This window comes from Kitasatospora sp. NPDC101801 (genome assembly GCF_044766665.1).
In the GTDB taxonomy this organism is placed as follows: domain Bacteria; phylum Actinomycetota; class Actinomycetes; order Streptomycetales; family Streptomycetaceae; genus Kitasatospora.
In genome coordinates, this window is record NZ_JBIWML010000001.1 from 873,725 (window position 1) to 894,505 (window position 20,781).

Genomic DNA, 20,781 nt, shown 5'->3' on the forward strand with positions numbered 1-20,781 from the left:
CCGGTGCGGGATCAGGCCTTGGACTGCTCCCACTCGGAGCGGTAGTCCAGGAAGATCTGCCGCAGGTGGTGGCCGATCTTCAGGTAGTCCAGGTCGTCCAGGTTGGCCAGCGAGACCCGGACCGACCACTCGGGCCCGTCGAAGCCACCGCCGTTGAGCAGCACCACACCGGTCTGCTCGGCCAGCCGGAACAGCGGCTCGGTCGGCTCGTAGGTCTTCTGCAGGTACTCCGCGAACTCCGGCCCCGCAGTCCGCTCGGCCTCCGCCAGCAGGTCCAACTCGATGTAGTACCCGGCCCGTTGCGGGTCCTCCGCGATCTTCATCTCGGAGCCCTCGAGCAGCAGCGCCAGCCGCTGGTGGACGATCTCCTGCACCTTGGCCTTGTACGCCTTGCCCTCCGGGAGCAGCGCGAACAGCGAGAACAGCGTCATCTGGACCTGCTGCGGCAGGCTCAGCCCGGCGGTGTGGTTGAGCGCCACCTGCCGGGAGTCGGCGACCAGCCGGTCGATGAAGCGGATCTTCTCCGGCTCCAGGGTGAGGGTGCCGTAGCGCTTGTTCAGCCGGGCCTTCTCCTCGGCCGGGAGCTCGGCCAGCATCGCGTCCAGCACGTTGTCGTGGTGCAGGCCGATCACACCCAGCCGGTGACCGGTGCAGCCGTAGTGCTTGGAGTACGAGTACACCAGCAGGCTGTTCCTCGGCAGCTCGGCGGCGAGGGTGCGGAAGCCGTTCACGAAGGTGCCGTAGACGTCGTCGGTGACCACGATCAGGTTGGGGTTCCTGGTCGCCACGATCTGCTTGATCTGGTCGGCGACCCGCTGGGAGAGCGCCAGCGACGGCGGGTTGGAGGGGTTGACCAGGCAGACCAGCTTGACCGCCGGGTCCTCCAGCTTGGCCACCTCCTCGGTCGGGTAGCGCCAGCCGCGCACCCCGGTCTCGGCGAAGTTGGACGCCTCGACCTTGACCACCTCGAAGTCGAAGGTGTCCAGCTCGGCGATCTCGATGTAGGGAGTGAACACCGGGACCATCAGGGCGATCTTGTCGCCCTTGTGCAGGATGCCGTTCTTCATCAGCGAGTCGAAGATGTAGCACATCGCGGCGGTGCCGCCCTCGGTGGCGAACAGGTCGAGCTGGTCGGCAGGCGGCTCGGCGTCCATCAGCTCCTCCCGCAGGTAGCCCCGGACCACCTGCTCAGCGTGCGTCAGCATCCGGTCCGGCACCGGGTAGTTGTCGCCCACCGTGGAGTCGGCCAGCTCGTGGATCCAGGCGTCCCGGTCGAAGCCGAACCGCTCCACGGCCAGGTCGATCGAGGCGGTCAGCAGCTCGATGCCGGGCAGCTCGGGGTGCGAGCGGGTGAACTTGTCGTAGCGCTCGGCGATGCCCTGCTGCTCCGGCATGCCGCCCAGGTTGTCGGCGGTCCACACCCGGCGGCTCTCGGAGAGCGAGAAGTGACCGAGCGCCAGGAACGCCTCGCGCGGGCCGGTGGCGATCCAGTTCGGGTTGCCGCGCCCGGCGTTCAGCATGTGCGTGTTCGACTTGCCCTTCTGCCCGGGCTCGTCGGCCTGGTACGCCTGGGCCAACTCGATGAACCTGCCCTTGAGTTCGAACGGGCTGAGCTGGGCCAGGCGACGGATCTCTTCGCGGCTGATCGAAGGCTTGCTCATGACGGTGTCTCTCCTTGGGGGCTAACCGAGCAGGGCGACGATGATGGCGCCCCAGATGGTCAGCAGGACGTTGCCTGCCGCGTACGGGATGGTGTAACCGAGCGTCGGGATCTGGCTCTTGGCCTCTTCGTTGATCGCACCGATCGCGGCGGTGGTGGTCTGCGAACCGGCCACCACGCCCATCAGGATCGGTGTCCGGATCCTGAAGACGAAGTGGCCGACCAGGATGCCGACGATCAGCGGGATCACGGTGGCCACCGCGCCCCACACCAGCAGGCCCCAACCCGCCTGGGAGAGACCGCTGCTGAAGCTCGGGCCGGCGTTGATGCCGACGATGCCGACGAAGGCGCACAGCCCGAAGGTGTCCATGAACCACTGCGCACCGGGCGGCACGTTGCCGTAGGTCGGGTACCTGCCGCGGATCCAGCCGAAGACCAGACCCATGATCAGCGCGCCGCCGGAGGTGGAGAGCGAGATCGGCACACCGCCGGCGGTCAGCGCCGGGATGCCGATGCAGCCGCCGAGGAAGATGCCCAGGCCGACCCAGATCATGTCGGTGGCGAAGCTGGTCGGCACCGGCTTGCCGAGCGCCGCGGTGGCCGGGTCGACCAGCCGCTTGGGGCCGGTCAGCACCAGGGTGTCGCCGCGCTCCAGCTCGGTGGAGAGCCGGTAGGGGAACTCCGCGCCGGAGCGGTAGACCTTGTCGATGAAGACACCGACCATGAACGGCTCCCGGCGGACCTGGGCCACCGTCTTGCCCAGGTGCTCCTTGTTGGAGACCACCACGTGCAGGTGCTCGGTCTGGTAGCTGAGCAGACCGGCGTCATCCGACTCGGGGCCGATCTGCCGGACCGCGTCGAAGTCCACCAGGTCGTGCCGGAGCGCACTGACCGCGACCACGTCGCCCTGCTGGATCACGGTCTGCTGGGTGTGGTCCAGGATCTCGCCGTCCCGGCGGACCCGGGTGAGGTAGATCCGGCGGCCCTGCTCGTACTGCTGGGCCTCGATGTCCTCGATGGTCCGGCCGACCAGGCCGTTGCCCGCGACCGTGAAGGCGCGCAGCACCACCTCGTAGTAGCCCTCGGCGAGGTCCGGGTCGGCCTCCGGCGCGTCCAGCTCGACGGCCAGCACCTTCGAGTCCTCCGCCAGGTTGCTCCTCAGCAGCCGGGGCGCGATGTTGGCCAGCAGCACCGCGCAGAGGATGGTGCCGAGCGGGTAGGTGACCGCGTACGCGACCGGCACCAGGTTCTGCTGGGCGGTGATCTGATCCGGGCTCAGGCCCTGGATGTTGCCGATCGCGTCCTGCGCGACACCGATCACGGCGGACTGGGTGAGCGCGCCGCCCAGCAGGCCGGCCCCGAGCCCGGGGCCGTAGCCGAGCATCTCGGCGAAGCCCCAGCAGACCAGCAGGCCGGTGACACAGACCACCACCGCGACCGTGACCTGCGGCAGGCCGTCCTTCTTCAGGCCGCGGAAGAACTGCGGGCCGACCTTGTAGCCGAGGGCGAACAGGAACATGATGAAGAACACCGACTTCACCGTGCCGTTGACGCTCACGTCGGTCACCCAGCCGGTGAACAGCCCGGCGACCAGGCAGCCCGTCACCGCGCCGAGCCCGATGGCCTTGTAGCGGATCTTCCCGACCAGGAAGCCGATCGCGATGGTGAGGAAGATCAGTAGTTCCGGATAGGGCTTGAAGACGTGATCGGTGATCCAGTCCATCGTGGTCCTTCAGCTGGGGGTCATAGGCCGGTGGTGCCGACCAGCGCAGGGCCGGTCAGGGGAGCGGGGAGCCGGACATGGTCAGCCGGTCGTCGCCCCACCGGGCCGGCGGGGCTCCAGGGCTGTGATCGGCAGCGGGCCGAGGGCTGATCATGCCTGCGATTACATCGCATATATAGGCTTATGTCCTTTTCAGACACTCCGTGGCGGCCACATCTCTCACCCCATGCGAAAGGTCCGGAAGCCCGACTGGGCTTCCGGACCTTGATCCGCCGTCAGGCCGGGACGAGCTCCCTGGCCGGCGCGGTGGGCTCCCCCGGCTCGATCCGCAGCTCGGGCAGCAGCCGGTCCAGCCAGGCCGGCAGCCACCAGTTGGCCCGGCCGAGCAGCGTCATGGTGGCGGGCACCAGCAGCAGCCGGACCACGGTGGCGTCCACCAGGACGGCGGCCGCCATTCCGACGCCCATCATCTTCACCGTGATGTCCGGGTCCAGCGCGAAGCCGACGAAGACCGCGACCATGATGGCCGCCGCACTGCTGATCACCCGTCCGGTCGCCGACAGGCCGCGCACCACGCTGCCCCTGGCGTCCCCGGTGGCCAGCCAGTCCTCCCGGACCCGGGCCAGCAGGAAGACCTCGTAGTCCATCGACAGCCCGAACAGCACGGTGAACATCAGGATCGGCACCCAGCTGGAGACCGGCACCGCGTGCGGCAGCCCGAGCAGCTTCGCCCCGGCCTCGGACTGGAACACCGCCGTGGTCACCCCGTACGCGGCGGCCACCGAGAGCAGGTTCATCGCGGCCGCCTTGACCGCCAGCACCGGCGCCCGGAACAGCACGGTCAGCAGGATCAGCGAGAGCGCCACCACGAACGGGACCACGATCCAGAGCCGCTCGCTCAGCCGCTGGGAGATGTCGGCGAACACCGCGACCACCCCGGTCGCCTCCGCACCGGCCGGCAGCACCCCGCCGCGCAGCCGGTCCAGCAGCTCGGTGGTCAGCTCGTCCTGCGGTCCGGTGCTCGGGGTGACCGAGACCACCGCCGCGTCACCGGCCCGGTTCTGCACCGCGGGGGTCACCGCCGCGACACCCGGGTCGGCCTTCAATCGGGCCTCCAGGGAGGGGAGTTCGCCGGCGGGCAGGGTGCGCAGGTCGACCGCTATCAGCAGCGGGCCGTTCGCCCCCGGGCCGTAGGCCTCGGCCACCAGGTCGTACGCCTTGCGGGTGGTGTTGCCCGCCGCCTGGCTGCCCGCGTCCTGCGGCCAGGTCCGCATCCCAAGCATCGGTGCGGCCAGCGCGAGCAGCACCACCAGCGAGGCCAGCCCGGCGGCCACCGGACGCCGCCCGATCAGCCGGGCCCACCGCTCGGTCCTGGTCGGCCCCGCCGCCACCGGTGCGGCCGGATCGGCCCGCTCGGCCCGCTCGGCGCGGCGCAGCAGGCGCGGCCCGGCCAGCGAGCACAGTGCGGGCACCAGGGTCAGCGAGGCCAGCATCACGGCGCCGACCACCGCGAAGGTCGCGTAGCCGAACGAGGAGTAGGTGGAGAGCCCGGCCAGCCGCAGCCCGAGCAGCGAGACCAGCACCGTGGCCCCCGCGACCACCACCGAGGACCCGGCCGTCGCGGTCGCCCCGACGGCGGCCTGCTGCTTGGTCAGCCCCTTGCGCAGCCCCTCGACATGACGGCTCACCAGCAGCAGCGCGTAGTCGATGCCCACCCCCAGGCCCACCATGGTGGCCACGGTCGGGGCGGTGGCACTGATCTCGGTGACGGCGGCCAGCAGCGTGGTCAGCGCCGTCCCCAGCCCGAGCCCGGCCAGCGCCACCAGCAGCGGCAGCCCGGCCGAGACCAGCGTGCCGAGCGCGAGCACCAGGATCACCAGCGCGGCCACCACACCGACCAGCTCGGCGGTGCCGTCCGGGGCGGAGAAGTTCTCCGGCAGCTGACCGCCGAACTCCACCTGCAGCCCGGCCGCCTCGGCCGGCTTCCCGGCCGCCCGGAGCGCGTCCAGCCCCTCCGAGCCCTTGAACTCGGTGACCGGCACCCGGTAGCCGACCTGGTACAGCGCGGTGTCACCCCGCCCGGAGAGCACCGGCTCCCCCACGGTGGCCACCTTCGGCAGCTCGGTCAGCCGCTGCCGCAGCTCGGCCAGCGCCGCCACCGGCAGCCGGGCGCCCGCCCGGTCGTGCACCACCACCCGGGCACCGGCGCCGGACATCTCCGGGAACCGCTCGGCCAGCAGGTCACCCCCGGCGGTCGAACGGGTGCCCGGGACACGGTAGTTGTCACGCGGCTCACCACCGACAGCGGCGGCCAGGCCGAAGGCCGCGACCAGGATCAGGAGCCAGACGAGCAGGGTACGCCACGGCCTGGCAGCGGCAGCGCCACCCAGACGACCGAGGAACGAGGACATGTGCAGAGGCCTTCCGGCGGAATCCGTTGAGACTCCTCCACCCTGCACACCGCCACTTGGAACCCACTTGCAAGTGCACCAGGGGCTCTGCTGTTGTGCGGCTCCGCCGGGTGGGCGACGCGGACCTTTGGGCAGGTGCCTCGGCATCTACGGTCAGGGGCTCGGGGCTCTGCTGGTGTGCGGCTCCGCCGCGTGGGCGACGCCGATCTTCTTGGCAGGTGGTCAGCCCGCTACGGAGTCAGGGGCTCGGGGCTGTGCTGTTGTGCGGCTCCGCCGCGTGGGCGACGCCGATGGCACATGCTGCGGCAGCCAGGGGCTCGGGGAACTGCGACGCCGGGCCCGGGGCGGGTTGAAGGTGCGGGTGTGGTCGACCCCGGGCGGGGCTGAGGTCTGCTTCAGGTGTGGGTTCGGGCGAAAGTGCCTGACCTTTCACGTGGTGATCACGCTCCGGAGGATGGCGTCGCAGTTCCCCGAGCCCCTGGGCCGTAGCCCTGAGCGGCCTGCTGAAAGGTCGGCGTCGCCCGCGCGGGGGAGCCGCACAACAGCACAGCCCCGAGCCCCCGGACTCCCGCAGCGTGTGCCACGAGGTGTTCATCGGGCGTTGACAGTCGGGGTGGGTCAGTCCAGGGTGCGGGGTCGGCGTTCGTTCGGGGCGAGGAGGAGGACTTCGAGGGCTTCGGCGCAGGCTCTGGCCCGGGACAGGAACCAGGGCAGCCGCGCGTCGGTGAGGACGTCGGGGGTGGAGCGGACCGCGAGGGCGGAGTGTGCGTGGCCCGCCGCGTCCAGTACCGGCACACCCAAGGTCCGTACGCCGTAGGCGGATTCGCCGTCGTTCAGGGCGTAGCCGGCCGCCCGGACCAGGGTGAGTTCGGCGGCCAGGGCGACCGGGTCGACGATGGTGCGGTCGGTCTGGGCGTGCAGGGGCGGCAGGGCGGTGAGGTCGTCCTCGCCGGGGCGGGCCCAGGCCAGCAGGACCTTGCCGAGGGCGGTGGAGTGCAGGGGGCGGCGCAGGCCCAGGCCGGTGCTCGGCTGGACGGAGCCTCCGACCAGGATGACCGCGTGGCCGCCGCTGCGGATGGCCAGGTCGGCGGTGGCGGCGGTGGCGGCCGAGAGGGCGGCCAGCTCGGGTGCGGCCCGGTGCAACCCGCGTTGGTGCAGCGAGAGTTGGCCGAGTTCGGCGACCGACGGGCCGAGCCGGTAGCGGGCGGTGCGACGGTCCTGTTCGAGGAAGCCGGCGGCGACCAGGGTGCGGGCCAGCCGGTGCGAGGTGGAGACGGACAGCTCCATCCGACGGGCCAGGTCGGAGGCGCTCAGCTCGCCCGCGTTGTCGCGGAAACAGTGCAGCAGTCCGAGGGCCCGGGTGACTGCCTGGGCCCCGGCGGGGGCGTCCGTCGTCGTCATGTCCCAAGCATGCGAACAGTGCCACAATCTGGCAAGTATTGCCGGAATGTGAACCTCCGTTACACCGTCTGACGGCTCGGCCAACAGATGGCTCCCACCATGTGGAAAGCCTTGCCGTGACGCCCAGGACCGTGGAAACCTCCAGTCACCAGGCCACCGGAACCGGAAGGGAGCAGCACGATGACCACACCTCGCACGCTGTGCCCGCCCCCGGTCCGGTGTTGTCGCCCCCGCTGACCCCGTTCCGCTTCCCTGCCTTGCCGCGTGGTGAGAGCCCCCGTGCGACAGAGCGTCACCCCACCTCCGGGAGTTCCCCGTCATGGACCAACTCTGGTTCACCCGTTGCCCGGTGCCCACCGCGACCGGAATCGCCGCCGACCGAGGCTGGCTGGCCGAGGAGTTCGCGCCCGACGGCATCACCGTCCGCTCGCTCCAGGACGTCCCCGCCACCGTGGCCGCCGACCACCACTACACCCACGCGCTGGACGGACTGTTCCGCGAGGGCGGCAACGTGCCCGCACTGTGGGCCCGTTCACGGGGTGAGCGGACCCGGCTGGTCGGGCTCACCTGGATCGAGGAGCGCCAGTCGATCCTGGTCCGGGCGGACAGCCCGGTGCGCGAGCCGGCCCAGCTGCGCGGGCTCCGGCTGGCCGTGCCGGTGCACGCGATCGGCATCGACTTCTGGCGGGCGATGGCCCTGCACGGCTTCGCCGGGGCGCTGTCGCAGGCCGGACTCACCCTGGCGGACGCCGAGTTGACCGAGGTGGCCGGCTCGGCGCACGGTCAGTGGCAGGGCGAGCTGGCCGCCCTGCGGGACGGCCGGGTGGATGCCGTGTACGTCAAGGGCGCACTGGCCGTCGAGGCCGCCGCCCGCTACGGCGCGGTGGTGGCGGTCGACCTGGACGCGCTGGCCGACCGCCGGGCCCGGGTCAACAACGGCACCCCGCGCCCGATCACCGTCCACCAGCGCCTGCTGGACCGGCGCCCCGACCTGGTCGCGCGCTTCCTCGCGGTGCTGATCGAGGCCGCCGACTGGGCTCGTGACCAACCCGCCGAACTGGCCCGGATCCTGAGCGCCGAGACCGGCGCCGGGGAGCACGGCGTGGCCGGCGCGTACCACCCGGACACCGGGCACTCGCTGCAACTCGACCTCTCCGACGAACGCCTCGACCTGTTGGCCCGACAGGAGCGCTTCCTGCACGCGCAGGGCTTCCTGCCCGAGCCGGTCGACGTCCGGGCCTGGGCCGATCCCGCACCCCTGGAGCAGGCCCGTGTCCTGCTCGCCTCCCGCCACCGCACCGGCGTCTGACGCCTCCGCAGAAAGCGACACACCATGAACCCCCGCCTGCTCCCGTCCGCCGCGCTCCTCGCCGCCGCCCTGCTCGGCCTGGCCGCCTGCGGCTCCTCGACCGGTGGCGGCGACGCGGCCGCCGGTGACCGGGCCGGACAGACCGAGGTCCGGATCCCCGAGGACGGCAACTCCGGCCTGTTGGCGCTCGGCAAGAAGGACGGCTCGCTCGCCAAGGCGCTGGCCAAGGTCAACGCCAAGGTCGCCTGGACCGGAACCGCTGGGGCGTTCGCCCCCGCCGCCCAGCAACTCGACGCCGACGCACTGGACTTCGCCCAGGGCTCGATCACCTCCGCGACCGCCGCGCTGGCCCAGTCCCCGGGCTTCAAGCTGTTCGCCGCGGTCGCGCCCGACCAGCTCGGCGAGGGCATCCTGGTCAAGAACGACTCCGGGATCAAGAGCGTCCAGGACCTGGTCGGCAAGAAGGTCGCGGTCTGGCACGGCGGCACCAGCGAGTACCTGCTGCTCAAGGCGCTCCAGCAGAACAACGTCCCGGTCGACCAGGTCAGCCGGGTCTACCTGCAGCCCAACCAGGCCGCCCCGGTCTTCAACTCCGGCCAGGTGGACGCCTGGTCCACCTGGGGCACCTACTCGGTGCCGCAACTCGCCGACCGGAATGCGCACTTCCTGGTGACCGGCGGCCAGGTCGGCTCGGAGAACTACGCGGTCTGGACGGTGCGCACCAAGTTCGCCGACGCGCACCCCGCCGTGGTCAAGGCGCTCTACGAGTACCTGCACGAGTCCGGGCTCAAGCAGCAGCAGGACCCGGGCGCCTACCTCAACGTGCAGACCACCACCGGGCCCGAGGCGGTCAGCGACGCCCAGCGGGCGGTCCAGATCCCGATCGACAAGGCCAAGGGCACCGCGCAGCCGATCACCGAGGCGGACCTGGCCCGGTTCCACACGGTGGCCCGGTTCTTCGCCGACCAGCAGATCACCAAGGGCTTCTTCGACGTCAAGCCGTACGTCCTGGACGCCACCACGCTGCCCGGGAGCGCCGGATGAGCACCACCCACCTGGTCGCCCCGAAACCCCGTACGACCCGCCCGCGCCGGCCCGGCCTCGCCCTCGGCCTGCGGACGCTCGGCCCGGTGGTGGTGCTGATCGCCTGGTACGCCGCCTCCGCCACCGGCGTGCTGACCGACGACCTGCTGGCCTCGCCCGGCGCGGTGCTGCAGGCCCTCGGCGAGCTGTGGGGCAGCGGGCAGCTCGGTGACGCGCTCGCCGTCTCGCTGACCCGGGCCGGCTCCGGTCTGCTGATCGGCGCGAGCATCGGCCTCACCCTCGGCGTGCTGACCGGCTTCTCCCGGCTCGGCGAGGAACTGCTCGACTCCTCCGTGCAGTTGCTGCGCACCATCCCGTTCCTGTCACTGGTGCCGCTGTTCATGGTCTGGTTCGGTATCGGCGAGACCGCCCGGGTGGTGCTGATCGCGGTGGCCACCAGCTTCCCGATGTACGTCTCCGCCGCCGGCGGGGTGCGCAACACCGACCGCAAGCTGGTGGAGGCGATGCGCAGCTTCGGCGTCGGCCGGCTGGCGCTGGTGCGCGAGGTGGTGCTGCCCGGGGCGCTGCCCGCCCTGCTCTCCGGCCTGCGGCTGTCGATGACGCTCAGCGTGATCGCGCTGATCGCCGCCGAGGAGATCAACTCGACGGCCGGGATCGGCTATCTGATGTCCACCGCGCAGGAGTACTCCCGGACCGACATCCTGACCGTCTGCATCCTGGTCTACGCCCTGGTCGGGCTGCTCGCGGACGGCGTGGTCCGGTTGCTGGAACGGCTGTTGATGCCATGGCGCACCCAGGGGGCTGCCCGATGAACACCTCGGTACCCGAGAACACCGCCGTGCACCTGCGCGGCCTGCGCCGGACCTTCGGCACCCGGCACGTGCTGGACGGCCTGGACCTGGACCTCGCCCGGGGCGAGTTCCTGGCCCTGCTCGGTGCCAGCGGCACCGGCAAGACCACGCTGCTGCGCATCCTCGGTGCGCTGGACCACCACGACGCCGGCACGGTGCTGGTGCCCGAGGCCCGCACCGTCGTCTTCCAGGAACCCCGGCTGGTGCCCTCCAAGAAGGTGCTGGCCAACGTCACGGTCGGTCTGCCGCGCGGTGCGGCGAGCCGGGAGACCGGCCTGCGGGCGCTGACCGAGGTGGGCCTGGAACGGCACGCGGACGCCTGGCCCGCCACCCTCTCCGGCGGCGAGGCCCAGCGGGTGGCGCTGGCCAGGGCGCTGGTCCGGGAGCCCGAACTGCTGTTGCTGGACGAGCCGTTCGCCGCGCTGGACGCGCTCACCCGGCTGCGGATGCAGGATCTGGTCGGCGAGCTCTGCCGGGCCCACCGGCCGGCCGTGCTGCTGGTCACCCACGACGTGGAGGAGGCCGTCCGGCTGGCCGACCGGGTCGCCGTCCTGCGCGACGGCAAGCTGGTCACCAACGAACGGATCCCGTTCGACCACCCCCGCGACCCGGCCGACCCCGCCTTCGCCGACCTGCGCCGCCGGCTGCTCGCCGACCTCGGCGTGCACACCCCGATCCCCACTGGAGTGAACTGAATGTCCGTCAACATCGGGGTGCACAACGCCAACCCCTCGCTCTACTACCTCTCCCGGCTCGGCATCCTGGAGGCCGCCCTGGCCCCGCTCGGCGAGACGGTGACCTGGCACCAGGTCGGCGGGCTGGCCACTGCGGACGCACTGGCCGACGGCACCATCGACTTCGGCGGCACCGGCTCCACCCCGCCGCTGACCGCCCAGGCCGCCGGGCACGACCTGGTGTACGCCGCCGTCTCGTCCCCCCGGCCCGGTCACGGCGCGCTGCTGGTCGCCGCCGACAGCGAGATCCGTACCGTCGCCGAACTCCGGGGCGGGAAGGTCGCGTTGGCGATCGGCTCCTGGCAGACCCACTTCACCGCGAAGGCGCTGGCGGGTGCCGGGCTGTCGTACGGCACCGACATCACCGCGCTGCGGTCGGACCCGACCGCGTACGGGCAGCTGCTCGCCGGGGAGGTCGACGCCTGGGTGGCGCAGGGCGCGGAGCTGTCCGCCGCCCGGCGGGCCGGCACCGTCCGGACGCTGGTCGAGGCCGGTGACGTGATCACCGACCGGTCCGTCTTCTTCACCCGCCGGGACTTCGCGGCCGGGCGCCCCGAGCTGGTCGAGCTGATCGTGGCCGCGCTGGCGGAGGCCGACGCCTGGGCCGCCGGGCACCTGGACGAGGCCGCCGCGATCGCCGCCGCGGACCAGGGCGGCGAGCCCGCCGACTGGCGGCAGGCACTCCAGGACCTGCCCTGGAAGCTGGAGCCGGTCTCCGCCGCCTTCCTGGCCGAACAGCAGGAGGCCGCCGACCTGCTCGCCGCGGCCGGCTTCCTCCGCACCCGAATCACCGTCACCGACGCCGTCCACGGAGCCCGCTGATGCCCACGCCCGAGATCCTCTGGTACGTCATCCCGCGCGAAGGCGCCTTCCCCTGGGAGCCCGAGGGCCGCCGCCCGGTCGATCTGGCCTACCTCCAGCAACTCGGCGTCGCGGCCGACCGGCTCGGCTACGACGGCGCACTGTTCGCCACCGACCTGTACGACGTCTGGCCGCTGGCGAGCGCGCTGGCCGCGGTCACCCGGCCGAGCTTCAAACCACTGCTGGCCGTGCACCCCGGGCTGGTCTCGCCGACCCTGCTGGCCAAGATGGCACTGACCTTCAGTCAGCTGTTCGGCCCGGACCGGCTGCGGTTCAACGTGGTGAACGGCTCCACCGAGCAGCTGCGGCAGTCCGGTCTGCACCTGGAGCACGACGAGCGCTACGAGCTCAGCGCCGAGTACTGGTCGATCGTCAAGCGGCTGACGGCCGGTGAGGTGTTCGACCACAAGGGCCGGTTCTACGACCTGCCGAACGCCGGGGCCGCCCTGCGGGAGCTGGCACCGGTCCAGGGCGGGGCGCACACCCCGCTGTGGTTCGGCGGCTCGTCGGCGCCGGGGATCGAGCTGGCCGCGGAGCACGTCGACGTCTACCTGACCTGGGGCGAACCGCTGGACCAGCTCCGGCAGAAGCTCGACCAGGTCCGTGCGCGGGCGGCCGCGCACGGGCGCACCCTGCGGCTGGGTCTGCGGCTGCACCTGATCGTCCGGGACACCGAGGAGCAGGCGTGGGCCGCCGCCGACCGGCTGCTCGACGTCACCAGTCAGGCCACCTACGCCCGGATGCTGGGGGACGGCGCGGAGGACGGCGTCGGCTGGCAGCGGCAGTTCCGCCAGCACGGCGGGCGGGTGCCGGCCCGCGCCCGCGAACTGGAGACCCACCCCAACCTCTGGCCGGGCATGAGCCTGTTCCGCCCCGGCCCCGGCACCGCCGTGGTCGGCAGCACCCAACAGGTGATCGAACGCCTTCAGGAGTACCGGGAGTTGGGCGTCGACACCTTCATCCTCTCCGGCAACCCCCTCCTCGAAGAGGCCTACCGAGTGGCCGAGACAGTGCTCCCCGCCCTCCGCCAGGCATGACGTACCCGGGAAGTCGAAATCCGGTGGCCCGTGGGCAAGGTGTGCCGCAGAATCAAGACCACGACCACCCGTAGCTCAGGTGCCGGAGCACCGCCTGCTCGGCGGGGGACGCCGGTTCGAGTCCGGCCGGGTGTCTCGTGCGCGGGTGTGGCTCAGTAGGCAGAGTGCGGTCCTCGGGCTGCGGTCGGGGGTTCGAGTCCTCCTGCCCGTGCGGTGTTCCGGCGGTAGGGCCCGCCCTTCGGCCGCGCTGCCGAGCGGCCTGCTTCGGCCGCCCAGTGCGGAGCACTCCAGCGGTGGGCCACGTCCGCCGCGTGCCGGTAGTGCTCGGCGGCGTCGGGGTGACCGAGGTAGGTGGCGAGGTCGCCGAGGGTCAGGGCGACCGGGCGTAGGGCGATCGAGGTGCTGGCCGCTCCGGCGATCATGTGCCGGAGCGGGAGCAGCTCGGTGAGGACCTCCTCCGCCTCGGCCCGTTCGTCCAGCGCGATGACGGCCATCGCCCGGATCGTCAGGAAGAACGACCGGTAGTAGTCCGGCGGGACGGCCCGCCCGGTGCGGCGGACGGCCCGGGCCTCGGCCGGTCGGCCCAGCTCGACCAGGGCCAGTGCCCGGACGTCCTCGACGATCGCCCCGTACGCCGAACCGGTCTGCTCGATCAGGGGCAACTCGACGCCCAGCGTGCCCCGTTGGATTGCCCTGGTGATCCGGTGCAGCGCCCCGAAGCCGGCCGCGTGCAGTGACTCCCGGGCCACCAGGCCGTCCAGCGCCTGCTGGTAGTGGGCGTCCGCCTCGGCCGGCCGGTTCTCGATCAGGGCCAGCATGCCCAGTTGGCAGCGGCCGACGTCGACCAGCTCCGGCAGGTGGTAGGTCTCGGCGATCACCAGGCCGGCCCTGATGTGCTCGCGCAGCGCCACCGGGTCGCCCCGGACGGCGGCGGCGGTGCTGAACAGGTGCTCGGCCTGCCAGCGGTAGGCCGGCAGGTCGTGCTCGGTGGCCACCGCGGCCAGTTCGGTGGCGATCTCGACCCGCAGGTCGATCTCCAACTCGTAGTCGTGCACCCGCGCCTGGGCGGCCAGCGCATGGGCCAGCAGCACCGGATCGCGCTCCGCCCGGGCGATCGCCACCGCCTCCTCGGCCGCCGCCCAGCCCTGCGGGCTGCCCGAGCAGTCGAGTTCGTAGGTGAGCGCGTCGAGCAGGTTGCAGCGGGTGGCGGGGGCCAGGCCGGGCAGCGCGAGCAGGCCCGTCAGGGTGTCCACCGCGCTCTGGTCGATGGTGCCGTAGGCGTGCGCGACCCAGGGGGTGGGCACCGTCCAGGCGGTCCAGGCGGCGATCGCCAGGTCGGTCCGGCCGGTCTCCCGGGCCAGGGCGACGGCGGTGTGCCGGGTCGCCAGCGCCGCGGTGATGGCACCGGCCCTGACCTGGGCCCGGAGCAGGGCGCCGAGCAGCTCGATCCGGCGGGCCGGGCGGTCGTCGTCACCGGCCGGGACCAGGTCGAGGTTGGCGAGCGCCTGCCGCAGCAGCGCCGCGCAGGTCTCGTGGGCGTAGCGCCGCTCGGCCGCCTCGGCCGCCCGGACGCAGTGCCGGACCGCCGACTCCGCGGTGGCAGCGGCCGCAGCCCGGGTGAAGTGGTGCGCCAGCGCCGAGAGTTGGCCCGGACGCAGCTCGGCCAGGGCCGCGCCGACCCGGCCGTGCAGCCGGGCCCGGCGCAGCCCGCTCAGGTCGGTGTACAGGGTGTCCCGGACCAGCGCGTGGGTGAACCGGACCACACCGGGGCCCGGTTCGGTGAGCAGCCCGCCGGCCAGCGCAGCCTCCAGGGCGGCCAGCACCTGGTCCTCGGTCCGCTCGGTGGCCGCCAGCAGCAGGTCGACCTCGGCCTCCCGCCCGACCACCGCGGCCAGCCGGAGCACCTCGACCGTCCCGGCGGGAAGCACCCCGAACCGGCGGCGCAGCACGTCGCCGACGCCCTGCGGCACCTCGGTGACCGCCACCAGGGCGCCCTCACCGGCCAGCAGCCGGGCGCTCTCCCGGAGGTAGAACGGGTTGCCACCGGTCCGCTCGGCCAGCGCGGCCACCGTCTCGCGGTCCACCGGCGTCGGGCAGACGGCCGCGATCAGCCGGCCCGCCTCGGCCTCGGCCAGGCCGGACAGCGGCAGCCGCCGGGGCGAGAGCCGGGCCAACTGGGCCAGCGTGTCGGTGAGATCGCCCTCGCCCGGGCGGTGGGCGACGATCAGCAGCAGGCCGGGCACGGCCGGACCGGTGCTGAGCTCGGCGAGCAGCGCCCGGGTCTCCTGGTCGGCGGCGTGCAGGTCGTCCAGCACCACGGCCACCGGGCGGTCGGCGGCGGCCCGGCGGAGCCAGTCGGCCACCGCCCGGTGCAGCCGGAACCGGCCCGCCAGCGGGTCGCTCCCCCGCCGCGCGGCGTGCTCCTCGGCCTCCAGCAGCGGGGCCAGCACCTCGGCCTCGCCGGGTCCCGGGCCGACCTGTCCGGCCAGCTCGCGGAGCGCCTCGGTCCAGGCCCAGGCGGGCGGCGCGCCCTCGGTCTCCGGGCACCGGCCGGAGGCCACCAGCCAGCCACCGGTGGACAGTTCGGACCGCAGCCGGCGCAGCAGGGCACTCTTGCCCGCCCCGGCCTCGCCGCTGACCAGCACCACCGCCCGGGCCCCGCCGATCGCCTCGGCCGCCGCCTCCCGCACCGCCCGCAGCTCGTCCGCCCGGCCGACGAACAGCTCCGGCTGCGGCGCCGGTACGGCCGCCGGGGCGGGCGCACCGATCAGCTCGGTCCGCTGGTTGAGGATCGCCGACTCCAACTCGGCCAGCGCGGGCCCGAGATCGAGACCCAGGTCGGTGACCAGCAGGGTACGGGCCCGGCGCAGCGCGTCCAGCGCCTCGGCCTGCCGGTTCGCCGACCACAGGGCCAGCGCGAGCAACCGCCACCCCTCCTCGCGGAACGGGTGCTCCTCGGTGAGTGCCAGGGCCTCGGGCACGGCGGCACCGCCGTCGCCCTGCTCGACCGCCAGCGCGATGGTCAACTCACGTGCGGTGAGCCGCAGTTCGTTCAGCCGGGCGACCTCGCGGAGGGCCCAGGGCCGGTCCGCGAACTCCGCGTACGCCTCGCCGTCCCAGAGCTCCAGCGCCTCCCGGGCCGGACCTGGTCGCCGCAGCTCCCGGGCCCGGGCCACCAGCCGCTCGAAGTCCCCGGCGTCCAGTGCCCCGTCGTCCGGCAGCCGCAGGGCGTACCCGGGCGCCTCGCTGACCAGCACCCTGGCGGGCTCGCGCGGGCCCCGGGTGGGCTCCAACACCCGGCGCAGGTTGGAGATGTACGCCTGCAGGGAGGCCGCCGCCTTGGCCGGCGGCCGTCCGCCCCACAGTCCGTCCACCAACCGTTCGGCGGCCACCACGGCTCCCCCGGCGACCAGCAGTTGTCCGAGCACCCCGCGCTGCCTCGGCCCGCCGAGGCTCACCCGCACGCCGTCCACCTCGGCCGCCAACGCCCCGAGCACTCTGATCCGGACCGTGCCCACGCCCTGCACCAGCCCTCCCCCGGACCCACCCCGGCTCTGACCGCCGAGCCTATGCGATCCGCTCCCGGGAGCTCCAAGCGGACTCCAAGTGCGGGTTCGGCCGGGCGGCCGGCGGATCGGGTCCCGGTTCAGCGGCAGAGCGCCGCTTCGACCACGCTCTCGACCTGCATCGTGCCCGCCTCGTCGGCCGGGACGGTGGTCACCGTGACGTTGGCGGCACGGCCGTCCTCGGTGACGCCGCCCCGGCTCTCGAAGCCCGCGATGTCACCGCCGTGGCCCCAGTAGACACCGCCGCAGGGCAGCGGCCTGCTGATGATCCCCAACCCGTAGCCGGCGCCGGTGTCCCCGATCGGCACGGTGGTGCGCATCTCGGCGAGTTGGGCCGCCGGCAGCAGACGGCCGGCCAGCAGGGCGGTGAAGAACCGGTTGACCTCGGTGTTGGTGGAGATCATCTGCCCCGCCGCCCAGCCCGCGGAGGGGTCCAGCTCGGTGAAGTCGCGCAGCTGCCCGTCCGCGGCATCCCTGCGGTAGCCCTTGGGGTGGGCCTCCCGGATGGTCCGGTCCCCGGCGGCCGGGAAGGAGGTGTGGCGCAGTCCGAGCGGCTTGAGGATGCGGCGGTCGATCTCCTCGGGGAGCGGGCGGCCGGTGACCCGCTGGACGAGCAGGCCGGCCAGCACGTAGTTCGTGCTGCTGTAGCGGAATCCCTTCCCCGGGGCGAATTCGGCCTTGTGCCGGAGCGCCAGGTCCAGCAGCTCGCGGGGCTCGAAGTACCGGTCCCGCAGGACGGCTTCCTCGATCAGGCCCTCGTAGTCCGGAATCCCGCTGGTGTGCTGGAGGAGCTCACGGACCTTGATCCGGTTCCCGTCGATCCCGTCCCCGCGGACCAGACCCGGCAGATAGGTCTCGACCGGCTCGTCCAGGGCGACCTTCCCCTCCCCGACCAGTTGCAGCACCACGACGGCGGTGAAGGTCTTGGTGTTGCTGCCGATCCGCACCTGGCCGTCGTTCGGCACCTTCCCGCCGGTGGACAGGTCACCGACCCCGGCCGTGTAGGTGCGGGTCCGGCCCGTCCGGTCCTGGACGCTCGCCAGGGCGGCGGGCACACCACCGGGGCGCACCAGCGCGTTCAACCCCTGCTGGACACCGTCCGGCCCGGCCGCGGCGGACGGCGCCGGGGCGGCGCCCACCGTCAGCAGTCCGGCGACCAGCGCCGCCGCCACGGCCGACCACGCCACTCGCCGACCGGAAGGAATTCGCTGCCACATCTGCTCGCGCACGAGTCAACTCCTGGGAAAGCACCGGGTGACCTGGGACGCTCCCCGGTCACGATGCGGCCAGTGTCGTCGGGTGGCTCGCCGATGGCCTCCCCCGACCGGGGGAGCCTTCGGGGTCAGCCGCTGCGCAGCAGGACGGCCGAGAGCGGGACGAAGCCGCCGGTGCCGCCGCCGGTCGCGCCGTCGGAAAGCCGGCGGAGCAGGGTCAGCGAGATCCGTTCGCCCTGGCTCTTGGCCCGCTCGGCCAGCGGGCCGCTGTGCAGGCCGTCCACGGTGGCCGTCCAGAGCTGCAACCAGCGGCCGAAGTGCCGGGCGGTGAGCGGCTGTCGGGCGTGCAGCGCGGCGTGCGGGGCGAACAGGTCGCGGCGGTACTCGGCGGACCGCAGCAGCGCCCGCTCCCAGAAGTCCGCGATGTGCGGCAGGTGCCGCTCCAGCTCGGTGCCGGCGAAGAACGGGCCGATCACCGGGTCGGCGAAGGCCGCACCGTAGAACCGGCGCAGCAGCACCTCGAGGTCGGCCCGGTCGGCGATGTCGGGGCGGACGGACATCCGGGGGCTCCTCTCCCTGGGTCGGTCGCCAGCCTAGAACCCGGCGCACCGGGACGGCAGGGTCGTTGGTCCCCACGGGGCGGGAAGCTGGCAGGATGCTGCCATGACGTACCTCGCCGCCGATGACCGTTACTCCACCATGACCTACCGGAAGGCCGGACGCAGCGGAGTGCTGCTGCCCGCCGTCTCGCTCGGCCTCTGGCACAACTTCGGTGACACCCAGCCGTTGGAGGTGCAGCGCGCGGTGCTGCGCCGGGCCTTCGACCGCGGCGTCACCCACTTCGACCTGGCCAACAACTACGGCCCGCCGTACGGCAGCGCCGAGAAGAACTTCGGCACGCTGTACGCGCAGGACTTCCGCCCGTACCGGGACGAGCTGTTCATCGCCTCCAAGGCCGGGTACGACATGTGGCCGGGCCCGTACGGCGACGGCGGCAGCCGGAAGTACCTGCTCGCCAGCCTGGACCAGTCGCTCGACCGGATGGGCCTGGACTACGTCGACGTCTTCTACTCGCACCGCTACGACCCCGAGACTCCCCTGGAGGAGACCATGGGGGCGCTCGACACCGCCGTGAAGTCGGGACGGGCGCTGTACGCGGCGATCTCCAACTACCCGGCGGAGCAGCACCGCGAGGCGGTGGCGATCCTGCGCGAGCTGGGCACGCCGGTGCTGCTCAACCAGTCCCGCTACTCGATCCTGGACCGGGGCGTCGAGGACGCCGTGCTGGACGCGGTGGGCGACACCCGGACCAGCCTGATCGCGTACTCCCCGCTGGCCCAGGGCCTGCTGACCGACCGCTACCTCTCCGGCGACGTGCCGGTCGGCTCCCGGATGTCGGTCGGCCACTTCCTCAAGGAGGAGGCGCTCACCGGGGCCAAGCTGGACCAGCTGCGGGCGCTCGCCAAGGTCGCCGAGCGGCGTGGCCAGAGCCTGGCCCAGCTGGCCCTGAGCTGGGTGCTCCGCGACGACCGGGTGGTCTCGGTCATCATCGGCGCCAGCAGCGTGGCCCAGCTGGACCAGAACCTCGACGCCCTCGCGGCAGGCCCGCTCACGGCCGAGGAGCTCAGCGAGATCGACGCCCTCAGCCGCTAGGGGCTCAGCCCGGTGCTCAGCCGCCCACGGCGCCAGGGGCTCGGGGCTGCGCTGTAGGCAGGCGCTCGGGGTCTACGGTCCAGGGGCTCGGGGAACTGCGAGGAGATCTGGTGTGCGGGTCACTGCGAAAGTGCCTGACCACCTACGCGACGACCACGTTGAACGAGGCCGGCGTCGCAGTTCCCCGAGCCCCTGACCCTTCCGAAGCACCTGCCAAGAGCAGAGCCGCAACGTGTGCCAAGGTCTTACGAGTTGACCGGGGTGTACTTGTAGCCGACGCGGCGGACCGTGACGATGCTGTCGCGGTAGGCCGCGCCGAGCTTGCGGCGGAGCCGGGCGACGTGGACGTCGACCGTGCGGCCGTCGCCGACGTGGCCGTAGCCCCAGACGGCGGAGACCAGGTGGTCGCGGGTGTGGACGCGCTGGGGGTGCTCGGTGAGGTGGGCGAGCAGCTCGAACTCGAGGTAGGTGAGGTCGAGCGGCTTGCCGTCGACGTGGGCGCTGCGGCGCTCGGTGTCGACGCTGATGCCGCGGGCCGACGGCTTCCCCGCCGTCCGGACCGCCGCGACGGCGGGGGCGACCGGCGCCACGGCCGGCACCTCGGTGGCGGGGACCAGGACCAGGTAGCCGACCAGCGGGCCGCTGCCCGCCTCGGTGCTGCCGAACTGTGCGCCGTACTGCGCCAACAGGCCCTGCGGGATGGCGGACTGGGGCAGGGCGGCGACCACCGTGGCGCCCTCGGGGAGCGTCCCGAACAGCGCCTGCGGGGTGACCGGGACGGTGGGGGCGACGACGGGGGCGGCGCCGAGGTGCCGACGCTCGGCGGGGGCGGTGACCGACCGGACCGCTCGCAGGTGCGGGGTGGCGGAGGGGAGGGACAGGGTGGCGGTGGAGGAGGAAGACATGATGCCGCTCTTTCGCGCGTGACGGATGGTGGGTGTCGTCTGCGCGTCGACCTGGGCCGGGCACCGGTGCTGACGGGTGGTCAGCCGGTGGGGCGGGACGCGCCGGGCGGGCCGGGGCACGGCTGCTGCGGTCGGTGCGACGGGCGGGGCGTGGGAGGAGTCCACGTCCGGTGGTTCGTTGCCCGGCGAAAGAAAGTGGCCGGAGGCAGCGGAACCGTCGCGTCACCGAGGACGGCAGGAGTGCGGGTCGGACCCGGGGTCAGCGACAGCAGGCGCTGGAGCAGAGCGCCTGGTCGATGTACCGGCGCATGGTCAGGACCGGTGTCACCGGGACGGACTGGACCGTCGGGCGGAGCCTCGGACGGGCTGCTGCTGCGGTCATGCTGTGGTACCTCCCCCCGGACGCTGCGAT

The 20,781-nt window shown here is 72.8% G+C and carries 15 protein-coding genes, 2 tRNA genes and 1 pseudogene; 9 read left to right on the top strand and 9 right to left on the bottom strand.

What is annotated here, in order from left to right; translation table 11 throughout:
* Positions 1-11: 11 nt before the first annotated feature.
* From ACIRPK_RS03850 to ACIRPK_RS03865, 4 genes are all read right to left on the bottom strand, one after another.
* Entirely contained in the window at positions 12-1,661 is a 1,650-nt protein-coding gene (locus ACIRPK_RS03850) for a bifunctional aspartate transaminase/aspartate 4-decarboxylase (RefSeq protein WP_403032461.1), read from the bottom strand.
* A 21-nt stretch (positions 1,662-1,682) separates the two neighbouring features.
* A complete protein-coding gene (aspT, locus tag ACIRPK_RS03855; protein WP_403032464.1) occupies positions 1,683-3,383 on the bottom strand; it encodes an aspartate-alanine antiporter in 1,701 nt (566 codons plus the stop codon).
* A 275-nt stretch (positions 3,384-3,658) separates the two neighbouring features.
* The gene (locus ACIRPK_RS03860; protein ID WP_403032467.1) at positions 3,659-5,794 is read right to left on the bottom strand and encodes an MMPL family transporter; all 2,136 of its coding nucleotides are present in this window, start codon (positions 5,792-5,794) and stop codon (positions 3,659-3,661) included.
* A 618-nt stretch (positions 5,795-6,412) separates the two neighbouring features.
* Positions 6,413-7,195, bottom strand: a complete 783-nt coding sequence (locus ACIRPK_RS03865) for an IclR family transcriptional regulator (protein ID WP_403032470.1) — start codon at positions 7,193-7,195, stop codon at positions 6,413-6,415.
* Positions 7,196-7,514: 319 nt separating this feature from the next.
* Here ACIRPK_RS03865 and ACIRPK_RS03870 point away from each other — a divergent pair, with 319 nt between their 5' ends.
* From ACIRPK_RS03870 to ACIRPK_RS03905, 8 genes are all read left to right on the top strand, one after another.
* Entirely contained in the window at positions 7,515-8,504 is a 990-nt protein-coding gene (locus tag ACIRPK_RS03870) for an ABC transporter substrate-binding protein (protein WP_403032473.1), read from the top strand.
* A gap of 24 nt (positions 8,505-8,528) precedes the next feature.
* On the top strand, positions 8,529-9,548 hold the full coding sequence (locus ACIRPK_RS03875) for an NrtA/SsuA/CpmA family ABC transporter substrate-binding protein (RefSeq protein WP_403032475.1): 1,020 nt from the start codon (positions 8,529-8,531) through the stop codon (positions 9,546-9,548).
* Positions 9,545-10,360, top strand: coding sequence for an ABC transporter permease (locus ACIRPK_RS03880; protein ID WP_403032478.1), 816 nt, complete (start codon positions 9,545-9,547; stop codon positions 10,358-10,360). The genes ACIRPK_RS03875 and ACIRPK_RS03880 overlap by 4 nt, the downstream gene beginning before the upstream one ends.
* The gene (locus ACIRPK_RS03885) at positions 10,357-11,094 is read left to right on the top strand and encodes an ABC transporter ATP-binding protein (RefSeq protein WP_403032481.1); all 738 of its coding nucleotides are present in this window, start codon (positions 10,357-10,359) and stop codon (positions 11,092-11,094) included. The genes ACIRPK_RS03880 and ACIRPK_RS03885 overlap by 4 nt, the downstream gene beginning before the upstream one ends.
* Entirely contained in the window at positions 11,095-11,955 is an 861-nt protein-coding gene (locus tag ACIRPK_RS03890; protein ID WP_403032484.1) for an ABC transporter substrate-binding protein, read from the top strand.
* Complete coding sequence (locus ACIRPK_RS03895) at positions 11,955-13,031, top strand: LLM class flavin-dependent oxidoreductase (RefSeq protein WP_403032486.1); 1,077 nt, start codon at positions 11,955-11,957, stop codon at positions 13,029-13,031. Before ACIRPK_RS03890 ends, ACIRPK_RS03895 begins: the two co-directional genes overlap by 1 nt.
* Before the next feature lie 64 nt (positions 13,032-13,095).
* Positions 13,096-13,166, top strand: a tRNA-Ser gene (locus ACIRPK_RS03900).
* 6 nt (positions 13,167-13,172) lie between these two features.
* A tRNA-OTHER gene (locus tag ACIRPK_RS03905) sits at positions 13,173-13,242 on the top strand.
* Between the two features lie 2,071 nt (positions 13,243-15,313).
* Here ACIRPK_RS03905 and ACIRPK_RS03910 read toward each other — a convergent pair.
* The 3 genes and pseudogenes from ACIRPK_RS03910 to ACIRPK_RS03920 all read right to left on the bottom strand — a co-directional run.
* Positions 15,314-16,558, bottom strand: a pseudogene (locus ACIRPK_RS03910) (BTAD domain-containing putative transcriptional regulator); the annotation flags it as partial.
* Positions 16,559-16,677: 119 nt separating this feature from the next.
* On the bottom strand, positions 16,678-17,814 hold the full coding sequence (locus tag ACIRPK_RS03915) for a serine hydrolase domain-containing protein (protein ID WP_403032760.1): 1,137 nt from the start codon (positions 17,812-17,814) through the stop codon (positions 16,678-16,680).
* A gap of 125 nt (positions 17,815-17,939) precedes the next feature.
* Positions 17,940-18,371 (bottom strand): group III truncated hemoglobin, encoded by a 432-nt coding sequence (locus tag ACIRPK_RS03920; protein WP_403032488.1) that lies wholly within the window; start codon positions 18,369-18,371, stop codon positions 17,940-17,942.
* A gap of 103 nt (positions 18,372-18,474) precedes the next feature.
* Here ACIRPK_RS03920 and ACIRPK_RS03925 point away from each other — a divergent pair, with 103 nt between their 5' ends.
* A complete protein-coding gene (locus tag ACIRPK_RS03925; protein WP_403032491.1) occupies positions 18,475-19,464 on the top strand; it encodes an aldo/keto reductase in 990 nt (329 codons plus the stop codon).
* Between the two features lie 245 nt (positions 19,465-19,709).
* On the opposite strand, the gene ACIRPK_RS03930 is transcribed toward ACIRPK_RS03925, so the two are convergent.
* A complete protein-coding gene (locus ACIRPK_RS03930; protein ID WP_403032494.1) occupies positions 19,710-20,369 on the bottom strand; it encodes a winged helix-turn-helix domain-containing protein in 660 nt (219 codons plus the stop codon).
* A gap of 259 nt (positions 20,370-20,628) precedes the next feature.
* Positions 20,629-20,751 (bottom strand): hypothetical protein, encoded by a 123-nt coding sequence (locus ACIRPK_RS03935; RefSeq protein ID WP_403032496.1) that lies wholly within the window; start codon positions 20,749-20,751, stop codon positions 20,629-20,631.
* Positions 20,752-20,781 lie beyond the last annotated feature (30 nt).

Coding starts and splice junctions, on each gene's coding strand:
- ACIRPK_RS03850 (WP_403032461.1), bottom strand. CDS start 1,661: ATGAGCAAGCCTTCGATCAGCCGCGAAGAGATCCGTCGCCTGGCCCAG.
- aspT (WP_403032464.1), bottom strand. CDS start 3,383: ATGGACTGGATCACCGATCACGTCTTCAAGCCCTATCCGGAACTACTG.
- ACIRPK_RS03860 (WP_403032467.1), bottom strand. CDS start 5,794: ATGTCCTCGTTCCTCGGTCGTCTGGGTGGCGCTGCCGCTGCCAGGCCG.
- ACIRPK_RS03865 (WP_403032470.1), bottom strand. CDS start 7,195: ATGACGACGACGGACGCCCCCGCCGGGGCCCAGGCAGTCACCCGGGCC.
- ACIRPK_RS03870 (WP_403032473.1), top strand. CDS start 7,515: ATGGACCAACTCTGGTTCACCCGTTGCCCGGTGCCCACCGCGACCGGA.
- ACIRPK_RS03875 (WP_403032475.1), top strand. CDS start 8,529: ATGAACCCCCGCCTGCTCCCGTCCGCCGCGCTCCTCGCCGCCGCCCTG.
- ACIRPK_RS03880 (WP_403032478.1), top strand. CDS start 9,545: ATGAGCACCACCCACCTGGTCGCCCCGAAACCCCGTACGACCCGCCCG.
- ACIRPK_RS03885 (WP_403032481.1), top strand. CDS start 10,357: ATGAACACCTCGGTACCCGAGAACACCGCCGTGCACCTGCGCGGCCTG.
- ACIRPK_RS03890 (WP_403032484.1), top strand. CDS start 11,095: ATGTCCGTCAACATCGGGGTGCACAACGCCAACCCCTCGCTCTACTAC.
- ACIRPK_RS03895 (WP_403032486.1), top strand. CDS start 11,955: ATGCCCACGCCCGAGATCCTCTGGTACGTCATCCCGCGCGAAGGCGCC.
- ACIRPK_RS03915 (WP_403032760.1), bottom strand. CDS start 17,814: ATGTGGCAGCGAATTCCTTCCGGTCGGCGAGTGGCGTGGTCGGCCGTG.
- ACIRPK_RS03920 (WP_403032488.1), bottom strand. CDS start 18,371: ATGTCCGTCCGCCCCGACATCGCCGACCGGGCCGACCTCGAGGTGCTG.
- ACIRPK_RS03925 (WP_403032491.1), top strand. CDS start 18,475: ATGACGTACCTCGCCGCCGATGACCGTTACTCCACCATGACCTACCGG.
- ACIRPK_RS03930 (WP_403032494.1), bottom strand. CDS start 20,369: ATGTCTTCCTCCTCCACCGCCACCCTGTCCCTCCCCTCCGCCACCCCG.
- ACIRPK_RS03935 (WP_403032496.1), bottom strand. CDS start 20,751: ATGACCGCAGCAGCAGCCCGTCCGAGGCTCCGCCCGACGGTCCAGTCC.